Consider the following 25,270-nt stretch of genomic DNA (forward strand, 5'->3'; position numbering starts at 1 on the left):
TAGTTATGAAAAAAACTTTAACGATTCTGTTTATGTTATGTTGTGTCTTTGGAGTATTTGCTCAGAAAGATATAACTTATTGGAATAAAATGGCTAATGGTACTTCAGAAGCACTTATCAAACATTTTTGGGGAGCTAGTTTTGAGGGCTACGAAAAACGCTATTATTTTAATTATGGTAGCGATCTTTCTGATATGTCAACAAATAACTATTGGCCACAGGCACATGCAATGGATGTTCTGGTGGATGCGTATATGCGTACTGGTAAATCGTATTATAAAGAACTTTTTCCTTTGTGGTGGGAAGGTATGCCCAAATATAATTTTGCCGGAAAAATGAATCCCAAAGATCCTTGGTGGAATGTTTTTGTTGATGATATGGAATGGATCGTATTAGCACAAATAAGAATGTTTGAAAGTACAGGGGAGAAAAAATATATAGAGAAAGCGAGGCAAGTATATGATGATTGGATTTGGCCTACATGGGGACCGGAAGATGAAGCTCCCTGGTTTGGTGGAATTACTTGGAAGACGGATGTCGCAAAATCAAAGAATGCTTGCTCTAATGGACCGGCTGCATTAATTGCTGCTCGTCTTTACTCTTTTTACGATCAGGCTCAATTTAGCGATGGCAAGATTAAAAATGCCTACTTAAATGAAGCTATCAAAATTTATATTTGGGAGAAAAACTACTTATCCTTAATTCCGCAACATAATTGATAATTATTTTTATAAGTTCCTGAGCAACATTTTGTTGCCCAGGTTTTTGCCATGTCAGCGTTTTCACTTACCTTAGTGTTGCGAATCCAAAGACAAAGAAAACCGCAACAGGCATGGCAAAGGTAGCAATAAAATCCGAAAGACTCACTCCTTTTGGAGGCATATTTCCAATCATGGAGCAATTTACCTCCCTTCTCTCCTCTACAATTGACTCAACACTTGGGTTGAGATGCAAACTCTATGGTTATCAATACAGCGAAATCATCCGCTCCCTCCTATGCGTTTACTTCTGCGGCGGTTCTTGCGTTGAGGATGTCACCGCCCACTTAATGAGTCATCTTTCCCTTCACCCCACACTCCGCACCTGTAGCGCCGACACCATCCTTAGGGCAATAAACGAACTGACCCGGGAAAACATCTCATACACGTCTGATGCCGGAAAGTCCTATGATTTCAATACGGCAGACACACTCAACACATTGCTCCTGAATTGCCTGTTGTCCACAGGGCAGTTGAAAGAGGGCGGGGAGTATGACGTTGACTTTGACCACCAGTTCATTGAGGCGGAGAAGTACGATGCAAAGCCCACGTACAAGAAATTTCTTGGTTACAGGTCCGGTGTGGCCGTTATCGGCGACATGATTGTCGGCATAGAGAACAGCGACGGCAACACCAATGTACGCTTTCACCAGAAGGACACGCTAAAGAGGATTTTGGAGAGACTTGAAGAGAAGAAGCTGACAGTCAAACGCTTCAGGGCCGACTGCGGCTCATGCTCTGAAGACATTGTGGATGAGGTCAGGAAGCATTGCAGGACATTCTACATACGCGCCAACCGCTGCTGCTCGCTCTATGATGACATCTTCGCGCTCAGAGGGTGGAAGAAGGAAGAGATAAACGGCATCGTGTTTGAGTTGAACTCCATTCTCGTTGAGAAGTGGAAGGGCAAACCGTATCGCCTGGTAATCCAGAGACAGAGACGCATGGGCAGTGGACCGGACCTGTGGGAGGGGGAATATACATACCGCTGCATCCTGACCAACGATTACGAATCATCCATGAGGGACATCGTGGAGTTCTATAACATGCGCGGTGGCAAGGAACGCGTCTTTGATGACATGAACAATGGGTTTGGATGGGACAGACTGCCTAAATCCTTCATGGCGGAAAATACCGTGTTCCTGCTCCTGACGGCACTGATACGCAATTTCTACAAGGCCATCATGCAAAGGATTGAAGTGAAGAAGTTCGGGCTCAAGGAAACCAGCCGTATCAAGACGTTTGTCTTCAAATTCATTTCAGTACCTGCCAAGTGGATTAAGACCGCAAGGCAATGTGTGCTGAATATCTACACCGACAACCATGCATATGCAGAAGCCTTCAAAACTTCTTCCGGATGATTTACATCACTTGATGGCCACTGATTGCGTATTGCCTCAAGTCGCTTTATGGGGTAAGGGGATGGTATGCGCATTGAAACGGACGCGAGGACTTAATGGTTATCTTACGAATCAAAAGTCCATTTCTCTTTATGTAGGTAGCACTTCGGGAATGGAGTTGCGGATTTAAGGCTTATTTGATCGTAAAACAGGAGCTGTTTATGATAATATTAATGGAAAGGGTGAAATTCAGAGAAACTGGATATTTACTTATAACATTGGAACCTTTTTAGGAGCTGCCCATGAGCTTTATAAAATAACAGGTGATAAGCAGTATTTAGATGACGCAGTAAAGGCTGCCAATTTTGTTGTAGAACAATTATCACAAAATGAAGGTTTGTTGCCTGATGCTGTAAGTGGCGATGGAGGATTGTTTCATGGAATCTTTTTCCGTTATTTTGTTAAGCTGATCAATGATCACTCTGTAGATTATTCAGATAGAAAGAAGTTTCATGAGTATATCACTCGCTGTGCCACTGTAATGGCTACTCAAGGAATTAATCCCAACACCATGTTATATGGAGGGCGTTGGAGAAAGGCTCCTGCAGATAATGAAAAAGTAGGGCTAACTCCTCATTTAACAGGATGTATGTTGATGGAAGCGATGTGTGTCCTACAACCTTTATGATTTTCTTTAAAGTGGAATGTTTAGGCAGTATAGTTCATATTGCCTAAATGTTTGTTATACGAATACCTATAATTAGATGAAATCATGATATTTAATTTATCATTTAAATGAGTATTCATAATGATGTAAGCAATAGTAATATGGTAAATTTAAAGATAGTTGGAGTTTTAGGAATGTTATGTTTTACGGGATGGTTATCTGCCCATAACGTGAAAATGGAAAAGGAAGTAATAGTCGGTGATGGTATTGCTAAATTTGTTCCAAAAGGTTTCAATCTGAGTCAAATGCCTTCTTTTGCCTTAAAAGCAGAGCCTCAGGAAAAAGGTATGTTACCTTCAAATTGGCAGCTTTATCCTATAATGGAAAAGAAAAAAGGACATGCTAGTGCCTATTTGGACGTACCTCAAGGTACTAGTCTTTATGGTGGCGGTGAGGTTACAGGGCCGTTGTTGCGAAACGGACAAAGTATCAAATTGTGGAATACAGATTCAGGTGCATATAGTGTTGATAATGGAAAACGCTTGTATCAGTCACATCCTTGGGTAATGGGAGTTCGTCCGGATGGAACTTCTTTTGGAATTTTATTTGATACACCTTATAAAGCGAAACTGACAACTACCGATGAACGTATTAATTTCGAAACAGAAGGTGAACTATTTCGTATATTTGTAATAGACAGAGAGTCTCCGCAGGCGGTTATAAAAGGCTTGGCCGAACTTATCGGTACTATGCCTATGGTTCCACGGTGGGCTTTAGGATATCAGCAGTGCCGATTCTCTTATACACCAGCCAGTCGTGTAATTGAGGTTGCAGATACTTTCCGTATTAAGCGTATTCCTTGTGATGTGATATGGATGGATATTGATTATATGGATGGATATTGATTATATGGATGGTTATCGTATTTTTACATTTAATCCTCAGACATTTCCAGATCCAGCGGCTTTGAATAGAGATCTTCATATACGTGGATTTCATTCAGCATGGATGATAGACCCGGGGGCTAAAGTTGATTCTACTTATTTTGTCTATAAGTCGGGAACAGCAAATGATGTATGGGTTAAAACAGCACAAGGAAAGGAATTCCATGGAGATGCTTGGCCAGGTGCATGCGCTTTTCCTGATTTTACTCAGCCTAAAACAGTGCGTTGGTGGGCTGATTTATATAAGGACTTTTTGGATAAGGGAGTTGATGGAGTTTGGAATGATGTGAATGAACCTCAGATAAGTAATACTCCTACAGGAACTATGCCTGAAGATAACAAACATTTAGGAGGTGACAAGATTCCGGCTGGACCTCATTTGAAATATCATAATGTGTACGGTTATCTTATGGTTAAGGCATCTCGGGAGGGGATTATGAAAGCGCGTCCGCAAAATCGTCCTTTTATTTTAACGCGTTCAAATTTTTTGGGTGGACAACGATTTGCTGCTACTTGGACGGGAGATAATGCTTCCTGGGTAAGTCATATGACTATGTCTGTTCCCATGATTCTTACTTTAGGATTATCTGGTCAGCCATTTAGTGGGGCAGATGTTGGTGGCTTCTTGTTTAATCCTGATGCAGACTTGTTTGGTCGTTGGATGGCTTTAGGAGCTTTTTATCCTTTTTCTCGAGGGCATGCTTGTGCTGGTACTATTAATAAAGAGCCTTGGGCATTCGGACAAAAAGTAGAGGATGTATCACGTATGGCGTTAGAACGTCGTTATGTTTTGTTGCCTTATTATTATACGTTGCTTCATGAGGCCTCAGAAACTGGAATGCCTATTATGCGTCCTGTTTTTTTTGCAGATCCTAAGGATACTTTACTTCGTGCAGAAGAACAGGCATTTCTTATTGGAGAAAATTTACTGGTTGTCCCAGAATGGGCTCAGAATCCAGCTTTACCTAAAGGTATTTGGAGAAACCTGTCTTTGATTCCAGGTGATGATAAGGATTCATATCAGGCTAAATTAAAAATTCGTGGTGGCGCTATTATTCCGACAGGAAAAATTATACAGAATACGAATGAAAAATCGCTTGATCCATTGACTTTATTAGTTTGCTTGGATGAAAAAGGTGAAGCCCATGGTACTCTTTATTGGGATGAAGGGGATAATTGGTCGTTTAAAGATGGCAATTATAGCTTTCAGCATTTTACCGCTATTCGTACTGCTGATAATAAAGTGCAAGTTAAAATAACCCAAAAGAAAGGTAAGTATATCACAGAAAACAATGATATGGCTATTGTGAAGATTATTACAGATAAAGGCATATATCAAGCTAGTGGTAATTTAGTTGAAGGAATAGAAGTACAATTGTAATAACAAATAAAACAATTTTTATGAAAACTAGATTTTATTGCATACTTGTATTATTAGCATGTTCCATTACTCTTTATGCACAAGGTTATCAATGGGAAAAAGCTATTTCTTACCGTGAAGGGAAGCAAAATGCATATATGAAGCAAAAATGTTTGCTTGATGTATATTATCCGACTGATAAGAAGGATTTTCCCACCGTTGTTTGGTTTCATGGTGGAGGATTGACCGGCGGAGACCGTGAAATTCCACGTGAATTGCGTGAGCAAGGAATTGCTGTTGTGGGTGTGAGTTATCGCTTATGTGCCGGGAATAAAGATCCTAAGGCAATTAATGCTGATGTAACAACTGATGATGCGGTAGATGATGCAGCTGCAGCCACTGCATGGGTAGTAAAGAATATAGCCCGTTATGGAGGAAATCCTTCGAAAATATATTTAGCAGGACATTCTGCGGGAGGTTATTTAGTCAGTATGATTGGACTGGATAAAAGTCGGTTGGCTAAATATGGAGTAGATGCTGATAGCTTTGCTGCTCTTATTCCTTTTAGCGGACAAGCTATTACTCATTTCCAGAATAGACGTGATAGGGGAATTTCTGATTATCAGCCTTTAATTGATGAGCATGCTCCGTTATACTATGTACGTAAAGATTGTCCCCCTATCTTGCTGATATGTGGTGACCGTGAACGGGAGATGCTGGGACGTTATGAAGAAAATGCTTATATGTGGCGTATGCTTAAGATTATAGGTCATCCAGCTGCATATCTTTATGAACTACAGGGGTTTGACCATGGAACGATGTCACACCCTGCTCATTCTATATTATTAGAGTATATTCGTAACAGAGAAAAGGAAGTAGATAAATAGATTGGTAGGTATGGAGTGTCTCAATAGTTACATTACTCCATACCTATTGTATTATGTATTCTATAGAAGAATAAGGGAAAGATCAAAATAGTTTGATTCACTAATCTTTTTCACATGATAAATTGCAGATAAATGATTACTGAAAGATAAAAAACTGAAGTGGATGATCTGAATTAATTTTATTTGATATGAATGCAAATATTATATATCTCTTTCAATGCAATTTGTTATTTTCTATACCTTTGTACCTGAATATTGATTAAAAAATATACTATGATAAATGCTGTTATGAAATTTATAGGAGGATTGTTTTTTTTTCTGGTATGTGTAATAAATTCATTATCAGCTTATAATTTAAGGCAGGTTACTAATTCAGAAGGTCTTACCAGTAGTGCTGTACTTTCTTTACTGCAAGATAGTAATGGCTTTTTATGGATGGGGACTTGTGATGGAGTGAATATATATGATGGCACAAAAGCATATAGTTGGAATGGTTGGGGGCAATTGAACTTATCTGGGTACATCATAGAAGAAATATTAGAAACTCATGATGGAGTAATTTGGGTACAGACAAACTATGGTTTGAGTAAAGTTGATAAAGAAAAACGCCTTGTTGTTGATTATCCCCAGTTTAAGGGTAGTTATATGATGGTCAAGAATGAACTAGGGAATCTGTTCTTCTTCTCAAGTAGTAATTTGTTATACGCTTTTAATGAAAAAAAACAAGAGTTTTATAGACTTCCTATAGGAACTTTGGATAGGGAAGATATTGTTAATCTTTATGTGAATGAACATTATCTAATTATTTTCCTAAAAAACGAGATTATATATTATCAAATGAAACATTCTCCGGAAGGAGAATATACCCTCTCTACAATAAACACTAGTGAAAAAACAGAGGTACGTTATGGCTTTGGAGATAAAAATCAGGTTTATTGGTTAGATAAAGATTATAATTTATTTGGATATAGTTTGGATAAGCCTGTAAAAAAGCTTATTTGTAACTGGAAAGAGGCATTGGATGGAAGAGGAACCATTGTAGATATACTTCGTGATGGAACATCTTTTTTTGTTGCATTTCAAACAAATGGTTTATTGAAGATTTCTTTGCAGGCAAATGATAAGTATACGGTAGATGATTTAGGCATAAAGTCTGGAGTATTTCGGATCTTAAAAGATCGTTTTCAAGATATTGTGTGGATTGCGACAGACGGTCAAGGCGTATATATTTATTCTGAGGGGAAGTATTCAATTTCATCGGTAACCTATCAAGATCTAAATCAAAGTATAGGTAAGCCGGTTCGGTCTATTTTTTGGGATAATGAAGGTACATTATGGTTAGGTACTAAAGGGGAGGGAATTCTTAAAATTTATGATTTTTCTCCTCTGAAGCATAATATGAACTATAGGACAGAACTGATAAATTCTCAAGAAGGTGGATTAATAAATAATTCTGTATATGCATTTGCAAAAAGTTGCAGACCTATGTTTTGGATAGGACATGATGCTGGTCTCAGTTATTATTCATATCGCGATAGAAAAATCAGGAGTGTTTATTCGCCAGAAAAGATCAATTACGTGCATGCCATATATGAAGAGAATGATTCGATTCTTTGGATAGCTACCGTTGGGACAGGAGTTATTCGTGCACGTATTGAAGACAGATCTGGCGTTCCATATATTCATTCTTTAAAACGCTATACCATTGATAGTGGAAATTTTTCTTCAAATTATTTCTTTACTCTATTTGCTGATAGTAGTCATGATAATATTTGGTTTGGTAATCGAGGATATGGACTCTTTCATATAGAAGGCGATAGTTTAGCTGCCATGCCTTTAAAAAATGAATATTCAAGTAGAGTTGTGAATGATATCTTTTCGATAATTCGTGACGAAGATATTTTCTGGCTTGGTACAGGAGCAGGACTGATTAAAAAGTTACATGATGAAGAAATGTATTTTAATCAGCAGGATGGATTTATTAATAGTACAATTCATTCAATGCTTCTAGACGAAAATAAAAGATTATGGATTGCAACCAATGGAGGACTTATCAGCTTTAATGTGCTGAATAATAAATTTCAGAATTATGGAAAAGGTAGTGGGCTGGAAATACTAGAATTTAGTGACGGAGCTTCATTCTGTCAAGACAATACCTTATTTTTTGGAGGTATTAATGGTTTTATTACTATAACTAATAACGAAATGTATGTTTCTGATAAGGCAGCTGTAAAACCTCCATTACGCTTTACAAACATTGATATTTTAGGTGAACAGGGTATGTGTGTTGATGTACAGAGTTGGGGAGATAAACCTTCTCTGTCATTAGAGTCTGATCAGAACAATTTTGCGATATCTTTTCTTGCGTTAGATTATGTAAATCCAACTAACTATAGTTATCAGTATCGTTTGAATGAGAAAACGGAATGGATAGATAATGGAACGAATAACAGTATCTCTTTTACTCAGATGAATTATGGAGATTATCTTCTTGAAGTTCGTTATAAGAATCAGACAACAGGGGAGTTTAGTCCTGTTTATTCTGTGCATATAACTATTGCTTCCCCCTGGTATTTAAGTACGTTAGCTGTTGTTATTTATGTTCTATTGCTTTTGTTGGCTGTGTTGTTGTGTATTCGCTGGTTTTTATTAAAGCAACAGCGTAAAAAGCTATTAGTGCTGGAAAAAATGGAGCAACAACATAAAGAAGATTTATATGAGGAAAAGCTACGTTTCTTTACTAATATAACTCATGAGTTTTCTACTCCGCTTACACTTATATATGGCCCTTGTGAGCGCTTGTTGAAATATGACCATTCGGAGTATGTACATAAATATGTCTCATTGATAAAAGCAAATGCAGAGAGGTTAAATGCTTTGATTCAGGAGATTATTGATTTTAGAAGACTGGACACAGGGCATCAGATTCAATGTATCCAACAGATAGATGTTTCAGCTTTATGTAATGATATTATTCATTCGTTTTCGGAGTTGGCAGAGCAAAACATGATTCAATTTGAAAATGTAGTGTCAGAAAATATTTTTTGGAATACCGACAGTAAAAGTTTGACGAAAATTTTGAATAATTTAATCTCGAATGCTTTTAAATATACCTCTGTAGGGGGACGTATTCGTGTAACGGTAGATGTAGTTGATAACCAAAGTTTGCGTATTAAGGTGTATAATACGGGAAAAGGTATTCGTCAGGAGGATATTCCTTTGATTTTTAACAGATATAAAGTGCTGGATGGTGTGGAAGCTTCTACTATAAAGGGAATGACTTCTCGAAATGGTTTAGGACTCGCTATTTGTCATAGCATGGTTGAGTTGCTAAAAGGAGAAATACAAATTCAGAGTGAATATGGCAGTTATGCTGAATTTATCGTTCTGCTTCCAATGTTGGAACTGACATCAGAAAAGGTAGATGTTAATGATAATGCTATGCTCAACATTAATAACGTTTTGCCAATAATGAAATCTGATCAGCTAGAACAAATTTCTGAAAACTCTACAGATCTGGCTTCATCAAAACATAAGATTCTAATAGTTGATGATAATACTGAAATGTTAATGTTGTTACAAGAAGCATTTTCTGACAAATTTAGGGTTGTTGTTGCACATGATGCTGAGCAAGCATTGAAGGAAGTAAAGAATGATATACCTATGTTGATTGTTACAGATGTGATGATGCCGGGTATAGACGGTTTTGAACTGACGAGAAGATTGAAGCAGAATAAGCATACTATGTCTGTACCTGTAGTTATATTATCAGCAAAAAATTCTAGTCAGGAAAAGATTGCAGGGCTGGATGCTGGAGCGGATGCTTATATAGGAAAACCTTTTAATATAGACTATCTGAAGGCTGTGGTTGAACGTTTAATAGAGAATCGTAGTAAGATGAAAGATTTTTATAATACTTCTGCTTGTGCGTATGATTTTTCTCATGGACATCTGGTTAAGGCTGAAGATAAGGAATTTCTATCGAAAATAACAGAATATATAGAGAAATATGTGGACTCAGAAAACCTTTCTTTGGAAGAGGTGGCTGAGTATATGCAAGTGAGTGTGCGAACTTTGTATCGTCGTTTTAAAGAAATGGATTTAGAATCTCCTAAAGATTACATAAAGGAATATCGAATAAATCTAGCTGCAAAACTATTACGGACAACTTCTCTGACTGTTCAAGAAATTATGTATAAAACGGGATTTGCTAATCGCTCTCATTTCTATAAAGAATTCTCTAAACATTTTCAGGTAACTCCTAAAGATTATCGGAATAAGTATAATAAGAAGGAAACTGAAGCTATATAATGTGTATATAACAAAAACAGTCCGAGATTTCAAATGAGATCTCGGACTGTTTTTGTTATAAAGAATGTTTATTATTTCTGTTCTTTATTTTGTTGAGGCTTACGTTCGCGTTTTGCGTGGTTACCTTCTCCCATTCCTTCTGGTTTAGGTAATAAGACCTTATGTGACAGTTTGAATTTTCCAGTTTTAGAATCAATATCCAGTAACTTAACTTCAATATCATCACCTTCTTTTAAGCCTGCTTCTTCGATAGTTTCCAGACGCTTCCAATCGATTTCTGAAATATGGAGTAATCCGTCTTTACCAGGAAGGAATTCTACAAATGCACCGTAAGGCATGATTGAACGAACTTTTCCTTGATATACTTCACCAATTTCAGGAACAGCAACGATACCTTTTATCAGACGCATTGCATCATCAATCATCTTTTTATTGTTTCCTGCAATTTCGATACGGCCAACACCATTAATTTCTTCAATTGTAATAGTTGCACCTGTCTCTTCCTGCATACCCTGGATAATCTTTCCACCCGGGCCGATTACAGCTCCAATGAATTCTTTAGGGATAATCATTGTTTCGATACGTGGAGCATTGGGTTTCAAGTCTTGTCTAGGCTTACCGATACATTCTGTCAATTTGTTCAGGATGTATTCACGACCTTCTTTAGCTTGTAACAATGCTTTTTCAAGAATATCGTATGTCAGTCCGTCACACTTAATATCCATTTGAGTTGCAGTAATACCATTTTTAGTACCTGTAACTTTGAAGTCCATATCTCCCAAGTGATCTTCATCACCTAAGATATCAGACAGAACGGCATATTTTTCTTCTCCGGCATTTTTGATCAATCCCATTGCAATACCTGATACCGGATTCTTAATAGGTACACCTGCGTCCATCAGTGCTAAAGTACCGGCACATACAGTTGCCATTGAAGAAGAACCGTTAGATTCCAGAATATCCGAAACAACACGTACGCAATATGGATAATCTGCTGGAATCTGACCTTTCAGAGCACGCCATGCCAAGTGACCGTGACCAATCTCACGACGTCCTACTCCACGTTGTGCTTTTGCTTCACCTGTAGAGAATGGAGGGAAATTATAATGCAATAAGAAACGTTCTTTATGCTGATCAAGTACATCATCCACAATCTTTTCATCAAGTTTGGTTCCCAATGTAACGGTACTCAAAGACTGTGTTTCTCCACGGGTAAAGATAGAAGAACCATGTGGATAAGGCAATGGGCCTACTTCGCACCAGATAGGACGAATTTCTGTTGTCTTACGACCGTCCAGACGTTTTCCTTCATCAAGGATGCAGCGACGCATAGCTTCTTTTTCTACGTCATGGTAGTAACGGTCTATCATTCCTGCTTTTTCTTCAAGCTCTTCTTCTGTAAACTGAGCTTTGAATTCTTCACAGATTGCATCAAATGCATCCTGACGTTCGTGTTTATTGCGGTTTCCTGATGCAGCTATTGCATAAGCTTTTTCATAACAAGCGTCATGAACGGCTTTGCGTAAGTCTTCATCATTTTCTTCGTGGCAATATTCACGTTTAACAGTAGAACCAACTTCTTCCATCAGTTCCATCTGTGCCTTACAGTGTATCTTGATTGCTTCGTGAGCAGCTTTTAGAGCTTCTAACAAATCTTGTTCGCTCACTTCGTTCATTTCACCTTCTACCATCATGATGTTTTCATAAGTGGCAGCTACCATCAGATCCATATCGGCTTTTTCAAGCTGTTCGAATGTAGGATTGATAACGAATTGACCGTCAATGCGTGCTACACGTACTTCTGAAATCGGACCGCCGAAAGGAATGTCGGATACGGTCAGTGCTGCAGAAGCAGCCAAACCTGCCAAAGCATCAGGCATATCTACACCGTCTGCTGAATACAAAATGATGTTTACGTAAACTTCTGCGTGGAAATTGTCGGGGAACAATGGACGCAAAGCGCGGTCTACCAAGCGGCAAGTCAGAATTTCATAATCAGAAGCTTTGCCTTCGCGTTTGGTAAAGCCACCCGGGAAACGTCCGAATGCTGAATATTTTTCTTTATACTCTACCTGGAGCGGCATAAAATCTGTACCGGGAACTGCATCTTTTGCTGCACAAACAGTAGCCAGCAACATGGTATTACCCATGCGTAGCATAACAGCACCATCTGCCTGTTTTGCCAGCTTTCCCGTTTCGAGTGTAATGGTTCTTCCATCACCTAGCTCGATCGTCTTAACAATAGGATTGATCATAAAAAATGTTTTAATATAAAAGTCTTCTTAAAGTTCGCGCAAAGATACAAATATTATTATACTAATCGGGTGTAAATGAGATAAAAGTTTAGTCTGTACGTATTTTTATATAATTCTTATTCCATTTTACATTTGAGGTTTATAATATCGGCACTTGGATCAGGCTAAAAAAAATATGTCATTTTATAAGAACTTGGATAAAAACTTTGTGAACTCATAAAAAGCCGTATCTTTGCATCCCGAAATGAATAATAATCGCTAATGAAAAGAAATGCTTATATCGCTGCAGCTCTGTTGTTCGCAGGTTTTACGGCCTGCAACAACGAGCCTGCTTTTAAGGTGCAGGGAGAAGTGACCGATGCTGCCGATAAAATGTTATATCTGGAGCAGACAGGATTAGATGGTATTGTTGCGCTGGATTCAGTGGAATTAGGAAGTGATGGAGCTTTCAGCTTTGCTGCCGCTCGTCCCGAAGCGCCTGATTTTTACCGATTGCGTATTGATAATAAAGTGATAAACTTCTCGGTTGATTCTACTGAAACTGTTGAAGTAAAGGCTGATTATAAAAATTTTGCAACGGAGTACAATATTCAAGGCTCTGAAAATAATCAGAAAATCAAAGAACTGGTTTTATTGCAGACTGATTTGCAGGAACGTGTGAATCGTATGGCTCAGTCGGGAATACCTGTTGGTATTGCTCAAGACAGTCTGACACGTATGGTAGATGCATATAAGGATGAAGTGAAGCGGAATTATATATTCGTTGCTCCCAATAAACCTTATGCGTATTTTGCTTTATTCCAGGTCTTAAATGGATATATGATTTTCGATCCGTTGAATAATAAGGAAGATGTGAAATGTTTTGCTGCTGTGGCTACAAGTATGAACAATTTGTATCCACATGCTGACCGTTCACGTAATCTGTATAATATGGTTATCAAGGGTATGAAAAATACCCGTGCCCCGCAGGTGAAACCTTTGGATATTCCAGCAGATAAAATACAGGAAGCTTCTATTATTGATATTCCATTGATGGATATAAAAGGTACAGTCCGTCATCTTACAGATTTAAAAGGTAAGGTAGTGCTGATAGACTTTACCGCATATGGAAGTGCAGAATCAGGAGCACGTAATTTGCTGTTGCGTGAAATATATGATAAGTATGCTTCACAGGGATTGGAAATCTATCAGGTTTCATTAGATACCGATGAGCATTTCTGGAAAACCGCAGCTGATAATCTGCCTTGGATTTGCGTTCGCGATCCTCAAGGACCATATTCTACTTATGTCAGATTGTATGGTGTGACTCAGTTGCCGACAGCATTTTTGGTAGGCCGGAACAATGAACTGAATATGAGAATTGGTCCGAAAACAGATTTGGAAGAAGCGATTAAGAAATTATTATAACATGTTGAAAAGCATGTGAAAATAGTGCGCTTTGGTACTTGACTGGTATCAATAAAAGGCGTATCTTTGCCAAAGTCATAACAGAGAAGGGTTCCGATACATGTTTGTGTATCGGGATTCTTTTTTGTTTTATAAGCAAGAACAATTTAATTAATAACGAATATAATAAGGAGGAAAAAACTATGGCTTATATGTCAGAAGAAGGCTATCAGAAATTGGTAGCAGAATTAAAGCATCTGGAATCTGTAGAGCGTCCGAAGATTGTAGCTGCTATTGCTGAAGCTCGCGACAAGGGTGACTTGTCTGAGAATGCAGAATATGATGCAGCTAAGGAAGCTCAAGGCATGCTGGAAATGAAAATAAATCAGTTGAAAGCAACAATTGGTGATGCGAAGATTATAGATACATCTAAATTGAAAGCTGATACAGTTCAGATTCTTACTCGTGTAGAACTGAAGAATGTAAAGACTGGCATGAAGATGGCATATACTATCGTGTCGGAAACTGAAGCTAACCTGAAACTGGGTAAGATTTCTGTAAATACACCGATTGCTCAGGGTTTGTTGGGTAAGAAAGTGGGTGATATTGCAGAAATTACTATTCCACAGGGTAAAATCAGTCTGGAAGTAACAGGAATATCGTTTTAACTATAAGGCGGGTCTGCTTTGTTGCGGACTTGCCTTTTTTTATATATCATATTATGGCAACAATATTCAGTAAAATCGTTGCGGGGGAAATTCCCAGTTATAAGGTTGCAGAGGACGATAAGTTCTATGCTTTTTTGGATATAAATCCGTTGGTAAAGGGACATACACTGGTTGTCCCTAAAAAAGAAGTCGATTATATCTACGATCTGAGCGATGAAGAATTGGCTGCTATGCATGTATTTGCAAAACATGTGGCGCTGGCTATTCAGAAAGCTTTCCCTTGCCGCAAGGTTGGAGAAGCAGTAATTGGTCTTGAAGTACCTCATGCTCATATTCATCTGATCCCTATTCAGAATGAATCGGATATGCTGTTTTCTAATCCGAAACTGAAGCTGAGCGATGAAGAGTTTAAGTCCATCGCAGAACGTATTCATAACGCCTGGGAAGGCAAAGCTTGATACCTCCTTTCTACCACAATATTACAAGAATGAAAGCCATCCTTCATCTCGCAGGATGGCTTTTTTGATTTATACAGTGATTTAAAGTATTTATTATGATGAAGAAAGTGATATTCTTGTCGATGTTGCTGGCCTTTTGTATGCTGGCTTATGGACAAACATACCGCATAGAAGGAACTGTAATAGATAAAACAAGTCGTAAACCACTGGAATTTGTCAATGTACTGGTTGTTGGCTTAGGAATAGGCTCTTCTACAGATGCCGAAGGGCATTTTAGCGTCGAACAGGTTCCGCCTGGAATCTACCGTTTGCAGGCTTCCATGTTGGGGTACAAAACAGTCTTTACATCCGAGTATCGTGTAAATCACCGTACTCCTCATATTCAGATTGAAATGGAAGAGGAGGGAACGCAACTGGAAGGAGTAACTGTTACGGCTTCTCCTTTTCAAAAAGTAGCAGAAAGTCCGGTCAGCCTTCGTGTAATTGGTTTGCAGGAGATAGAAAAAGCACCCGGTGCCAATCGTGACATATCCCGTGTGGTACAAAACTATCCGGGAGTTGTTTTTTCTCCCATCGGCTACCGGAATGATTTGATTGTACGTGGTGGTGGACCATCGGAAAACCGTTTTTACCTTGATGGGGTAGAAATACCGAATATCAATCATTTCAGTACGCAGGGGGCTTCAGGAGGTCCGGTAGGACTGATTGATGCCGATCTGATACGTAATGTGAAGTTTTATAGCGGTGCTTTTCCTGCCAATAGGGGAAATGCCTTGAGCTCAGTGCTCGATTTTAGTCTGCGCGACGGAGATATGGAGCATAACTCACTGAAAGCTACGTTAGGAGCGTCGGAAGTTTCGCTTACTTCTAACGGACATCTGGGAGATAAGACTTCTTATCTGGTATCAGTACGACAATCTTATTTGCAAATGTTGTTTAAAGTTTTGGGATTGCCTTTGCTTCCTGCTTATACGGATGCTTCGTTTAAACTGAAAACGCGTTTTGATGCACGTAATGAACTGACGTTGCTTGGATTGGGCGGTATTGACCGGATGAAACTGAACTTTGATATAGAAGGAGAGGATGCTGAATATATATTAGGTTATTTGCCTAAGATAAATCAGGAAACTTTTACTTTGGGAGGTGTATATCGGCATTATGCCGGTCCGCATGTTCAGTCGGTGACGTTAAGCCATAGCTATTTAAATAACCGTAACCTGAAATATCACGACAATGATGAAAGCTCGGAGGATAATCTGACGTTGCGTCTTCGGTCAGTAGAGCAAGAAACGAAATTGCGGATGGAAAACACTTCTACCTGGAACCTTTGGAAGCTGAATGCTGGTGTGGAATTGAATTATTCCCAATATTCCAATACAACTTACCAGAGAGTTTTTACAGATGAAGTACAAATTTTCGATTACCGTACAAATCTGGATATATTCCGTTGGGGACTTTTTGCTTCAATGGATTATTCAGCTCCAGACGAGCGTTTTACTGCATCACTTGGAGTTCGTACAGATGGGAATAATTATAACGACAAGATGAAAGAGCTGTGGAGGCAGCTTTCTCCTCGTCTGTCTGTATCGTACAGATTGATTGACCGTCTGTTCTTAAGTGGTCACATGGGACTGTATTATCAGCTTCCACCTTATACAGCGCTCGGTTTTAAAGGAAATGATGGCAGTTACCTGAACCGTAATCTGGATTATATTTCCGTATCTCAGGAAAGTGTTGGGCTTTCTTGGCAGCCTAATGAGAATATGGAAATATCGGCTGAGGGATTTTATAAATTCTATCGCGATATGCCTTTGTCCGTGTCTGACGGCATACCTTTGGCTTGTAAGGGAAATGACTACGGGGTAATAGGTAACGAACAGCTGATATCTACAGCTGAGGGACGTTCATACGGAATAGAAATGATGTTTAAGTGGCTGTTAGTTCAACGGTTGAACTTATCATCCTCATTAACAATTTTCAAAAGTGAATTCCGTGATGGGAAAGAAGGTGATTATGTGCCCTCTGCATGGGATAATCGCTTTATATTCAATGTAAGTGGAACTTATAACTTTCCCAAAAACTGGAGTGTGGGTATGAAAATAAGCTGCATCGGAGGTTCGCCTTATACACCGTATGATGTAGAAAAGTCATCCTTGGTAGAAGCATGGAATGCACAGGGTAAAGCATATTATGATTACGATCGGTATAATACAGAGCGTCTGCCGGCTTTTGGACAGCTGGATATCCGTGTTGATAAAATGTTTTATTGGAAGAAATGTATGTTTGGTGTTTATCTTGATATCCAGGATATTACGGCTAGTAAACTTCGTCAGCCTGATGTGCTGATGAGTACCGGGCAGATTGAAAATCCAACGGCTCCTCTTTCGGAACGACGTTACGTAATGAAGTCTATAAAACAGGAAAGTGGAACCTTGCTGCCTACTCTTGGCATCACTTTTGAATATTAAAGTGTCAAGAAACCAATCATAATTGCTATCGAAAAAAACATGCCCATATTTTGGAAAAAATATGGGCATGTTTTTATAAAAATATCGAGAAGTTTTTTTCTTTTTTGTACGAAAAAATCGAGGGATTTTATCGCCTCTATGTTACAGATACATGCAGAAGGAATTAAAGTAGTGGGGAAGCTCCTTCTCTATCGTGTATAATATCTGTAAATCTTTGTTTTTCTTGATTTTATATATAATAAGATCAGGAGTATTTTTCTCCGAACTTCATTTCTACATCATTTACAAACTTGCGGATTGCATCGTGGTCATCTTTTTTACAGATAAGGAGTACGTTGTCACGTGATGCAACCAGATAGCCGTCTAAATCTTGAACTACGGCAAGTTGTCCTTCCGGTACTAATATGATACTGTCTTTGCAATTGTAAAGTACAGTATTACTGTTAATTATTACGTTGTGGTTCGTGTCTTTGGGCGAAGCATCATAAAGTGCATCCCAAGTACCCAGATCGGCCCAGCCGAAATCGCATAACTGCACGTATACATTGTCGGCTTTTTCCATAATACTGTAATCTATCGAAATGTTCGGACACGAAGTGAAGTCGGGTACATCACATTCTACTCGTGGGCAGATTTCTGACATCATTTCGTGAAAAGCTTTCAGTATAGTATTGACATGCCATACAAAAATGCCAGAGTTCCAATAAAATTCATTGCTTTGCACGAATATTTCTGCAAATTCACGAGCCGGCTTTTCTATGAAAGTTTTTACTTTATAAAAATCTCCTTTTTTTTCTTCGTCTATCTGAATGTATCCATATCCTGTTTCTGGGCGTTTAGGCTTTATTCCCAATGTAACCAGCTTGTCATTTTTCGATGCAAATTCCAGTCCTTTCAAAATAGCTTCTTTAAATTCTTCCACTTTCAGTATCAGATGGTCGGACGGGGCTACGACGATGGTTGCGTCTGGATTTATTTTCTGAATAATGTGCGATGCGTAAGCGATGGAAGGGGCTGTATTACGTCTTTCTTCTTCAATAATCAGCTGTCCTTCAGTTATTTCTGGTAGCAGATCAAGAACGATTTGTTTATAATCTTTATGAGTTGTAATGTAAATGTTGTTTGTTGGAATTATTTTTTTGTATCTGTCGAAAGTTTGTTGTAATAAAGTCTGTCCTGTTCCAAAGAAATCAAGAAACTGTTTAGGCAATGCTTTGCGACTGTAAGGCCAGAAACGGCGTCCCATTCCTCCAGCCATGATGATACAATAGTAGTTGTTATTCATGATATCGGCGTAGCTTTAAAAGTTTATGCTAAGATAGCCTTTATTTTTCGAACAATGTCCGGAAAGAGTTCTAAATAGTGTTAGATGAAAATTATTTTCACTTTTTTGCGTGAAATGCTTGTGGTTTCAAAATATTTGACTACCTTTGCACCGCAATTAAGGAAATACATATTCCCTGATTTAGTTGCCCAGATGGCGGAATCGGTAGACGCGCTGGTCTCAAACACCAGTGGAGTAACATCCATCCCGGTTCGACCCCGGGTCTGGGTACTGAATGAAAGGCTAAGCGATTAACAATTAATCGCTTAGCCTTTTTGTTTGCCTGATTTTTCCCCACATTTTCCCCACAGGCGCAAAAATATAGTAGTAAGTCATTATTTTCTTTGGCTACGCAATACAAATACACTACCTTTGAAAAGAGATAAATCCAATTAAATAAAAGTCAATGGAACAAGGTGTTTGGCAAGAGATTGAACGGTTATACCAAAAGTTTCAGCAACTTGGTATTAGTGAAGCGGTGGACTATGAAAAGTACTACCTCTATTCTCTTATTACCCATTCTACAGCAATTGAGGGTTCTACACTCACCGAAGCGGAGGCACAAATGCTTTTCGATGAGGGATTGACAGCTAAAGGGAAACCTTTGGTGTATCATTTGATGAATGAGGACTTAAAGAAGGCATATGAGCTTGCCAAAGAGGAAGCCAAAAGTAAGAAACCAATTAATTCAGCATTCTTGCAAAAGTTGAATTCGACATTGATGCGTACGACAGGCAGTATTTATAACGTTATGGGTGGCTCTTTTGATTCTTCCAAAGGTGAATTTCGCTTGTGTGGCGTGACGGCTGGTATTGATGGACGTTCTTATATGAGTTATCAGAAAGTCCCTGCCAAAGTAGAGGAACTTTGCGCTTTATTACAGGAAAAACAGAAGGCAGTGGGAACATTTCGGGAACAATACGAACTAAGTTTCAATGCCCATCTTAACTTAGTGACCATTCATCCGTGGGTCGATGGCAACGGAAGAACCGCCCGCCTACTGATGAATTATATTCAGTTCTGCTACAACCTTTTTCCGACTAAGATATTTAAGGAAGATAGGGAAGAGTATATTTCTGCCTTACGTCAATCACAGGAAGAAGAAACAAATCTGCCTTTTCTGGGCTTTATGGCTGTTCAATTAAAGAAATCGCTCTCTTTGGAAATTGAACGATTTAAGACTTCTCAAAAGAAAATTTTTAGTTTTATGTTTTAGTTGTGATCGTGTTGTTAGTTAATATAGAAAGAGGCTGTCTCATATAACTTGCGGTGAAGTCGTACGAAATCATCCATTTCGCACTTAGTAGTTGCTTTTTTTATACAGATCTTAGCCATAATGAAGGCGAATTAAAAAGTGATGTTCTTGCGATATTGTCCAGGAGACATGCCCATTTGCTTTTTGAAGAAAGTTCCAAAAAAAGAGGCATTAGGAAAATTGAACATATCTGCAATTTCTTGTATGTTTTTCTGTGTATTTTTTAAAAGAGAAATACTCTTCCGTATAATGGACTTAGACACCAAATCCTTTACTGTATATCCGCATATTGATTTGCATATGACAGAAAGGTATTTAGGTGAGAGACATAATTTATCGGCATAAAACTCCACTCCACGTTCCTGCATATAATACTGTTCAATCAGCGAAATAAGCTTTAAGAACACCTCATTACGATGTCCCATCGCATTCTGATTGTTCATCAACTTACGATTATAGAGCGAACAGAGCCGATGGGTCAGTGCCAGCAGCAACAGTTTCTGCTCATACTGACGGAAAGTATCATTTTGAAGAAGGGTAGCATCAAGCTGCATCATATAACGGAGTAACTCATCCTCTTCGCCAGTCTGCCAAACATAACAAGGTTTGGGCACTAACTGAGAATAAAGGTACATAGATACGACCTGATTCCCTAAAATATCACGGATAGGTTCAACCTGATACAGCAGGAAATGCACATCCAAATCAGAAGACTCTTCCATAACCCGAAACTCCGCTCCATCAGGAATAAACAAGGTTTCTCCGGCAGATGCTCGCATCACACAACGATTCAGGGCAAAAGTAAAAAACCCTTGCATACAAATCACTATTCCCACCCCACTGACCAAAAATGGGGTGTGAAAGAGAATTGGGAAGGAGGAAATACTTCCTTCCGAACTGCATATGTCATCTCGCCTAAACAAAGCCTTTCCTAATAATGTAATACGTTCTTGAACTGTCTTCATACATGCTTGTCCGTGTGCATTAGGCACTTTCAAGCGACTAAGATACTAATTTTCTCTTAGAATAAGGCACAACCAGCACAAATATTGCACATGCCAGACAGGCATAGAGTGTCCAGCCTGCCATTTCCTTGACTGCAACCAAAGTGGCCTGTACCTGAACACGTCCCTTGACGGACATGGCTGCCATGTTCACTGCTTCAGCCTTACTTTTTCCCTGATAACTCATGCCACGTACGGTACTCATAAAAGAAGCGGAAGCGTCAGGATGTAGCAAATCAATATCTTGTGCATAACGGGTAACATAGTTCTGCTGACGCTCCTGCAGGGCATTGGTATATACTGCCGCGCCCAAACTGGGAGCAATGACCATACGGATGGTAATCATGGTACAAATCCATGATGACAGAAATTTATAAGGCATCCGCTGAGTGGCATAAGTGGGAATGAGCGAATAGAGCATCATCATGCCTGTGGAACGGATAATAACCGGATATTTCATCCGTTCATACAGACCATCCGTCTGCACCTCAAAATACATAAAAAGAGCAGCCAAGCCCAACATGACAAATCCGCCTGCAAAGATATATTTGAAATGCACCTTCTTCATGCTGAGAAAGATGGTAATCATCCCCCCGATGAAATAGCCCAACATGGTCCAGTTGCCCAGCGAAGCATTCTGCCAGTTATCCAGTTTCATGCCAATGCCGGCAAACACATTGACAAACATGGCGCTGGAATTGAGAAACATTAGCAAAAAATAGAACAATACTCCCATACGAATGGTGCGCAACTTCAGCACGCCCACCTGATAATACGGACTGCGGTGTGTGGATTCCATATAAAAGAATAAAGCACCCGTAAGAACTGCAGTAATCGCGGCCATGCGGATAGTAGGATCATCCCACCAGTCCAGCACCTTTCCATACACCATGACATATGTAAAACACACCAGCGGAATGCAGAACAAGGTAGCATTGCCAAACTGACGGAAATTAATGGGGAAACGCTTGTTCTGGAAGCGATGGTATGGCATGGTTACGAAAATAACCAGGATACATACCAACAGCATCCCCATCATATAGTAATACACATACTGCCATTCATATTCATAAGCCAGCCAGGCAGTCAGCGATGTTCCCAGCTGTCCTAATATCATAAAGAACAGATAAATGCCAGGCTGCGCTATGCTTCGTTCAATATCAAGCTTATCCCAGCCCTCACCGTCTACCGGCTCCAGCCCCGGCTTAATTTTCAAATAGGCCTCAATGCGCCCTGCATAAAGGATTAAGGTGAACAGGTTGACCATCATCAGTACCATGCGAAGGAAGCCCATCAACACACTACAGAGAGCCAACAAAAAGATACTGTCGGTTTCGGCACAAATATAGCTGAGCACATACATCATGGAAAAACCGGCCAGACACATCATTTTTTCTCTTCGAATCACCACCAGCCGGTATAAAAACGGACAAAAAGCAGCCATCCCGATGGAGGTGGCAAAATTGGTAAAAGTGATATGTTCTGAGATGATACCCAGCCCGCTCATCATCTCAGTACTGTTCACAGAATACACACCACCCACAGTAAGAATGGGGATGAACATCAACACCAATATCAGAATGCCCAACCACTTGGGCACCCAATTGTAGAACGGATAATTTCTTGGATAAGAGGGCATAACATCAGAGTTTAGCTTTCACAACCACCATCATACCTGCAGCCAGGCGATCATTGTCTTCTTCAGAAAGATTGATAAAATCAATGCGAACCGGAATACGCTGTTGAATTTTTACAAAATTACCGGCAGAATTATCAGTAGGAACTAAAGAATACTTGGCTCCAGTTGCACCGGAAATAGCAGTAATCTTACCCGTAAACTCTTTATTACTTACTGCATCCACCTTTATCCTTACTTCCTGACCGATAGCCAGATTTTCCACTTGAGTCTCTTTGTAATTGGCAATCACCCACTTCTGAGTATCCGGCAAGATATATGTAATGGTCTGCCCGGCAGTAATGTATTGACCTTCCTCTAAAGCCCGACGTCCCAGCTTACCGTCACACGGAGCCACGACTACAGTATAAGACAGATTCAATTTGGCCATCTCCAACGCCGCTGTGGCACGCTGAATACCGGCTTCCACATTTTCACGACGATGCGAAACTTCATTCACACCGGACAAGGCTGCACTGCGCTGACGTTTCGTAGCTTCCAGTTTGCGTTGTAGAGCAGAATATTCAGTTTCAATCTGCTCCAGCTGTATGGGCGTAGCAGCATTACGTTTCACCAGATTTTCATAACGCTGACGGTCTTTTTCCAATTTTGCCAGACGAATTTCAATTTCAGAAATAGAAGCATCATACACCGAAGCTGTGGTTTGTGTCGTCTGAAGTGTGGCGCCAATTACAGTAGCTCCGGCCAATGCATCCTTCAAGGCAGCCTCAGTTTCCATCACACGGATCTTGTATTCACGGTCATCCAGCACCAACAGCGTATCACCTTTGTGCACTTCCTGATGTTCGGTGAAATAGATTTTCTTGATATAACCTGAAGCACGCAGATTAACCGGCGAGATATATTGCTCTATTTGAGCATCATTACTGGATTCTGTATTTTTATAATCCAGAAACAAGAAAGTAACCTGAATAATCCCCCAAACTAAAATAGCTATACCAATCAGGCTTACCACACGCTGGCGGGTGCGCAATTTTCTCAATTTCTTAGCCTGTTCGTGATGTGTGCTCATTGCAGCACTGTTTTTATCTGTTGTTTCCATATGTTTAAAATTGATAGCTGATCATTGACTATGAATAAAATAATTGAGAACTTACTTCAGCAGACTTTCTACACGTCCAGTCAACTTCAGCAAAGAAAGGTGAGTTACACGATAGTTATAATGCGCACTGATATAGTTGTTCTGCGCTTCACTCATACGCATTTCATCCTGTAAAACCTCTGTCATGGAGGCAATACCCTCCCGATAGCGGTCAGATGTTACCTCATAGACATCCTCCGCCAAAAGATAATTATCCTTTTGTTTCTTGAAATTGCGTTGGTTATTCATCAAATCGTTCGTAGCGTTGATATATTGTGTCTCCAGATTCTTCCGCGTATTCTCTTGCGCCAAACGAATATTCTCCAGATCAATTTTCGCCTTGCGAATTTTATACCTCTTATCTAATCCATCAAAAATAGGGACACGCAGTGCCAAGCCTAAACCATAAGAACGATACCAATGATTGGAGGGGCCGGAATGAAACCAATGATGAAGCTTATCCGTATAAGCCGTATACATCCAGTTGCCCGTCAATGTAAGTGAAGGAATGTATCCATGGGAAATCATCTTTTTCTGCCGTTCTGCCAAGTCGCTCTTCGACTGAAGCAACTGAAGCTCATACAGATTTTCTGACAAGCCGGTCAATTCAATCGGAGCAATAGTTTCAGCATTCACCGGTTCCAGCGTTATATCTTTCTCTGCCGGATAATCCATCACATATTTCAGCATATTCAGCTGTTGAGCCAGCATGGCCTGTGCATTGTCATACTGTACCTGCAAGTTTTCCAGGTTTATATTGACACGCTTCACATCCACCTCCATAGCCATGCCATTGTCATAGAAAGCCACCGTAATGTCACGCAATTCCTCCAGACGCGCAATATTGGCTTTAACCAGCGTTATCTGCTCGGCCGTGGCCTGTCCCAGATAGTACATCTTAGCAATCTGCATCATCAAGTCCTCGCGCGCTTTTTCATAAGACAGACGGCTGATTTCATCCAATACCTTCGAAATGGAAAGAGCGGTATAAACCGTCTGATTATAGAGTGGCATTTGAAGCTGCAATCCGGCTGCGGCATTATACTGCAGCGTCTGGGTTACATTATAAGGTTTGTCATAAGCAGAACCGTCTGTTACGGACACTGGAGGATCGAAGTTGTCGTTAAAATTAGCCACTCCATTAATTTGCGGTAATAACTTGGCACGGTTTTCAGAAATAGCATATTTGCTTTTTTGAATCTCATTGCGCTGTCCCCGGAGAGAAAGGTTATTTTCAATACCCCAACGAAGACAATCATCCAAAGTAAGCACCTCTTGCGCACGGCTGCCTGCTACAGCACCCCATGCAACGGTAAAAATGAATATTAGTTGTTTCATATCAATACTTTCATAATCAACTGCAAAGATAGAGGGGTTTCCAAATAGGGCAATATTCACTTTTAAGAAG

Annotated in this window: 16 protein-coding genes, 1 tRNA gene and 1 pseudogene; 12 read left to right on the forward strand and 6 right to left on the reverse strand. The window is 39.6% G+C overall.

The window, feature by feature from the left end; all coding sequences use genetic code 11:
* From BACCOP_RS08770 to BACCOP_RS08795, 6 genes and pseudogenes are all read left to right on the forward strand, one after another.
* A partial coding sequence (locus BACCOP_RS08770) for a glycoside hydrolase family 76 protein (protein ID WP_007568377.1) occupies positions 1-719 on the forward strand: 719 nt, incomplete at its 5' end.
* A gap of 113 nt (positions 720-832) precedes the next feature.
* A complete protein-coding gene (locus BACCOP_RS08775) occupies positions 833-2,119 on the forward strand; it encodes an IS1380-like element IS615 family transposase (protein ID WP_007567149.1) in 1,287 nt (428 codons plus the stop codon).
* A 226-nt stretch (positions 2,120-2,345) separates the two neighbouring features.
* Positions 2,346-2,786 (forward strand): glycoside hydrolase family 76 protein, encoded by a 441-nt coding sequence (locus BACCOP_RS08780; protein WP_235776956.1) that lies wholly within the window; start codon positions 2,346-2,348, stop codon positions 2,784-2,786.
* Positions 2,787-2,959: 173 nt separating this feature from the next.
* Positions 2,960-5,090, forward strand: a pseudogene (locus tag BACCOP_RS08785) (TIM-barrel domain-containing protein).
* A 20-nt stretch (positions 5,091-5,110) separates the two neighbouring features.
* On the forward strand, positions 5,111-5,956 hold the full coding sequence (locus BACCOP_RS08790; RefSeq protein ID WP_007568382.1) for an alpha/beta hydrolase: 846 nt from the start codon (positions 5,111-5,113) through the stop codon (positions 5,954-5,956).
* A gap of 273 nt (positions 5,957-6,229) precedes the next feature.
* Positions 6,230-10,267 carry a hybrid sensor histidine kinase/response regulator transcription factor gene (locus BACCOP_RS08795; protein ID WP_007568383.1) on the forward strand — a complete coding sequence of 1,346 codons (4,038 nt, stop codon included), beginning with the start codon at positions 6,230-6,232 and terminating at the stop codon, positions 10,265-10,267.
* A gap of 71 nt (positions 10,268-10,338) precedes the next feature.
* Here BACCOP_RS08795 and pnp read toward each other — a convergent pair whose 3' ends face one another.
* Positions 10,339-12,522, reverse strand: coding sequence for a polyribonucleotide nucleotidyltransferase (gene pnp, locus BACCOP_RS08800; protein ID WP_007568384.1), 2,184 nt, complete (start codon positions 12,520-12,522; stop codon positions 10,339-10,341).
* A gap of 261 nt (positions 12,523-12,783) precedes the next feature.
* Between pnp and BACCOP_RS08805 the strand changes: the two genes are divergently transcribed.
* From BACCOP_RS08805 to BACCOP_RS08820, 4 genes are all read left to right on the forward strand, one after another.
* Positions 12,784-13,929 carry a DUF4369 domain-containing protein gene (locus BACCOP_RS08805; protein WP_007568385.1) on the forward strand — a complete coding sequence of 382 codons (1,146 nt, stop codon included), beginning with the start codon at positions 12,784-12,786 and terminating at the stop codon, positions 13,927-13,929.
* A 182-nt stretch (positions 13,930-14,111) separates the two neighbouring features.
* A complete protein-coding gene (gene greA / locus BACCOP_RS08810; RefSeq protein WP_040311973.1) occupies positions 14,112-14,576 on the forward strand; it encodes a transcription elongation factor GreA in 465 nt (154 codons plus the stop codon).
* 53 nt (positions 14,577-14,629) lie between these two features.
* Positions 14,630-15,034 (forward strand): HIT family protein, encoded by a 405-nt coding sequence (locus BACCOP_RS08815; protein WP_007568387.1) that lies wholly within the window; start codon positions 14,630-14,632, stop codon positions 15,032-15,034.
* Positions 15,035-15,132: 98 nt separating this feature from the next.
* The gene (locus BACCOP_RS08820; RefSeq protein ID WP_040311974.1) at positions 15,133-17,502 is read left to right on the forward strand and encodes a TonB-dependent receptor; all 2,370 of its coding nucleotides are present in this window, start codon (positions 15,133-15,135) and stop codon (positions 17,500-17,502) included.
* 244 nt (positions 17,503-17,746) lie between these two features.
* Here the strand turns inward: BACCOP_RS08820 and BACCOP_RS08825 are convergent, their stop codons facing one another.
* Complete coding sequence (locus BACCOP_RS08825; RefSeq protein ID WP_040311968.1) at positions 17,747-18,790, reverse strand: mannose-1-phosphate guanylyltransferase; 1,044 nt, start codon at positions 18,788-18,790, stop codon at positions 17,747-17,749.
* Positions 18,791-18,973: 183 nt separating this feature from the next.
* On the opposite strand from BACCOP_RS08825, the gene BACCOP_RS08830 reads away from it, so the two are divergent.
* Both BACCOP_RS08830 and BACCOP_RS08835 read left to right on the forward strand, forming a co-directional pair.
* Positions 18,974-19,057 (forward strand) — tRNA-Leu (locus tag BACCOP_RS08830).
* Between the two features lie 175 nt (positions 19,058-19,232).
* The gene (locus tag BACCOP_RS08835) at positions 19,233-20,042 is read left to right on the forward strand and encodes a Fic family protein (RefSeq protein ID WP_007568392.1); all 810 of its coding nucleotides are present in this window, start codon (positions 19,233-19,235) and stop codon (positions 20,040-20,042) included.
* A 131-nt stretch (positions 20,043-20,173) separates the two neighbouring features.
* Here the strand turns inward: BACCOP_RS08835 and BACCOP_RS08840 are convergent, their stop codons facing one another.
* The 4 genes from BACCOP_RS08840 to BACCOP_RS08855 are packed head-to-tail and all read right to left on the reverse strand — an operon-like array spanning position 20,174 to position 25,200.
* A complete protein-coding gene (locus BACCOP_RS08840; protein ID WP_007568394.1) occupies positions 20,174-21,046 on the reverse strand; it encodes a helix-turn-helix domain-containing protein in 873 nt (290 codons plus the stop codon).
* A gap of 37 nt (positions 21,047-21,083) precedes the next feature.
* Entirely contained in the window at positions 21,084-22,724 is a 1,641-nt protein-coding gene (locus BACCOP_RS08845; protein ID WP_007568396.1) for an MFS transporter, read from the reverse strand.
* Positions 22,725-22,728: 4 nt separating this feature from the next.
* A complete protein-coding gene (locus tag BACCOP_RS08850) occupies positions 22,729-23,823 on the reverse strand; it encodes an HlyD family secretion protein (RefSeq protein WP_007568398.1) in 1,095 nt (364 codons plus the stop codon).
* Between the two features lie 51 nt (positions 23,824-23,874).
* Positions 23,875-25,200: a TolC family protein gene (locus tag BACCOP_RS08855; protein WP_040311975.1), complete on the reverse strand. Its 1,326-nt coding sequence runs from the start codon at positions 25,198-25,200 to the stop codon at positions 23,875-23,877.
* Positions 25,201-25,270: the final 70 nt, after the last annotated feature.

Source organism: Phocaeicola coprocola DSM 17136, assembly GCF_000154845.1.
GTDB classification, from domain to species: Bacteria; Bacteroidota; Bacteroidia; order Bacteroidales; family Bacteroidaceae; genus Phocaeicola; species Phocaeicola coprocola.

Excerpts from the sequence above, each read along its gene's own strand:
- BACCOP_RS08775 (WP_007567149.1), top strand. The coding sequence starts at position 833 with ATGGCAAAGGTAGCAATAAAATCCGAAAGACTCACTCCTTTTGGAGGC.
- BACCOP_RS08790 (WP_007568382.1), top strand. The coding sequence starts at position 5,111 with ATGAAAACTAGATTTTATTGCATACTTGTATTATTAGCATGTTCCATT.
- BACCOP_RS08795 (WP_007568383.1), top strand. The coding sequence starts at position 6,230 with ATGATAAATGCTGTTATGAAATTTATAGGAGGATTGTTTTTTTTTCTG.
- pnp (WP_007568384.1), bottom strand. The coding sequence starts at position 12,522 with ATGATCAATCCTATTGTTAAGACGATCGAGCTAGGTGATGGAAGAACC.
- BACCOP_RS08805 (WP_007568385.1), top strand. The coding sequence starts at position 12,784 with ATGAAAAGAAATGCTTATATCGCTGCAGCTCTGTTGTTCGCAGGTTTT.
- greA (WP_040311973.1), top strand. The coding sequence starts at position 14,112 with ATGGCTTATATGTCAGAAGAAGGCTATCAGAAATTGGTAGCAGAATTA.
- BACCOP_RS08815 (WP_007568387.1), top strand. The coding sequence starts at position 14,630 with ATGGCAACAATATTCAGTAAAATCGTTGCGGGGGAAATTCCCAGTTAT.
- BACCOP_RS08820 (WP_040311974.1), top strand. The coding sequence starts at position 15,133 with ATGAAGAAAGTGATATTCTTGTCGATGTTGCTGGCCTTTTGTATGCTG.
- BACCOP_RS08835 (WP_007568392.1), top strand. The coding sequence starts at position 19,233 with ATGGAACAAGGTGTTTGGCAAGAGATTGAACGGTTATACCAAAAGTTT.
- BACCOP_RS08840 (WP_007568394.1), bottom strand. The coding sequence starts at position 21,046 with ATGAAGACAGTTCAAGAACGTATTACATTATTAGGAAAGGCTTTGTTT.
- BACCOP_RS08845 (WP_007568396.1), bottom strand. The coding sequence starts at position 22,724 with ATGCCCTCTTATCCAAGAAATTATCCGTTCTACAATTGGGTGCCCAAG.
- BACCOP_RS08850 (WP_007568398.1), bottom strand. The coding sequence starts at position 23,823 with ATGGAAACAACAGATAAAAACAGTGCTGCAATGAGCACACATCACGAA.
- BACCOP_RS08855 (WP_040311975.1), bottom strand. The coding sequence starts at position 25,200 with ATGAAACAACTAATATTCATTTTTACCGTTGCATGGGGTGCTGTAGCA.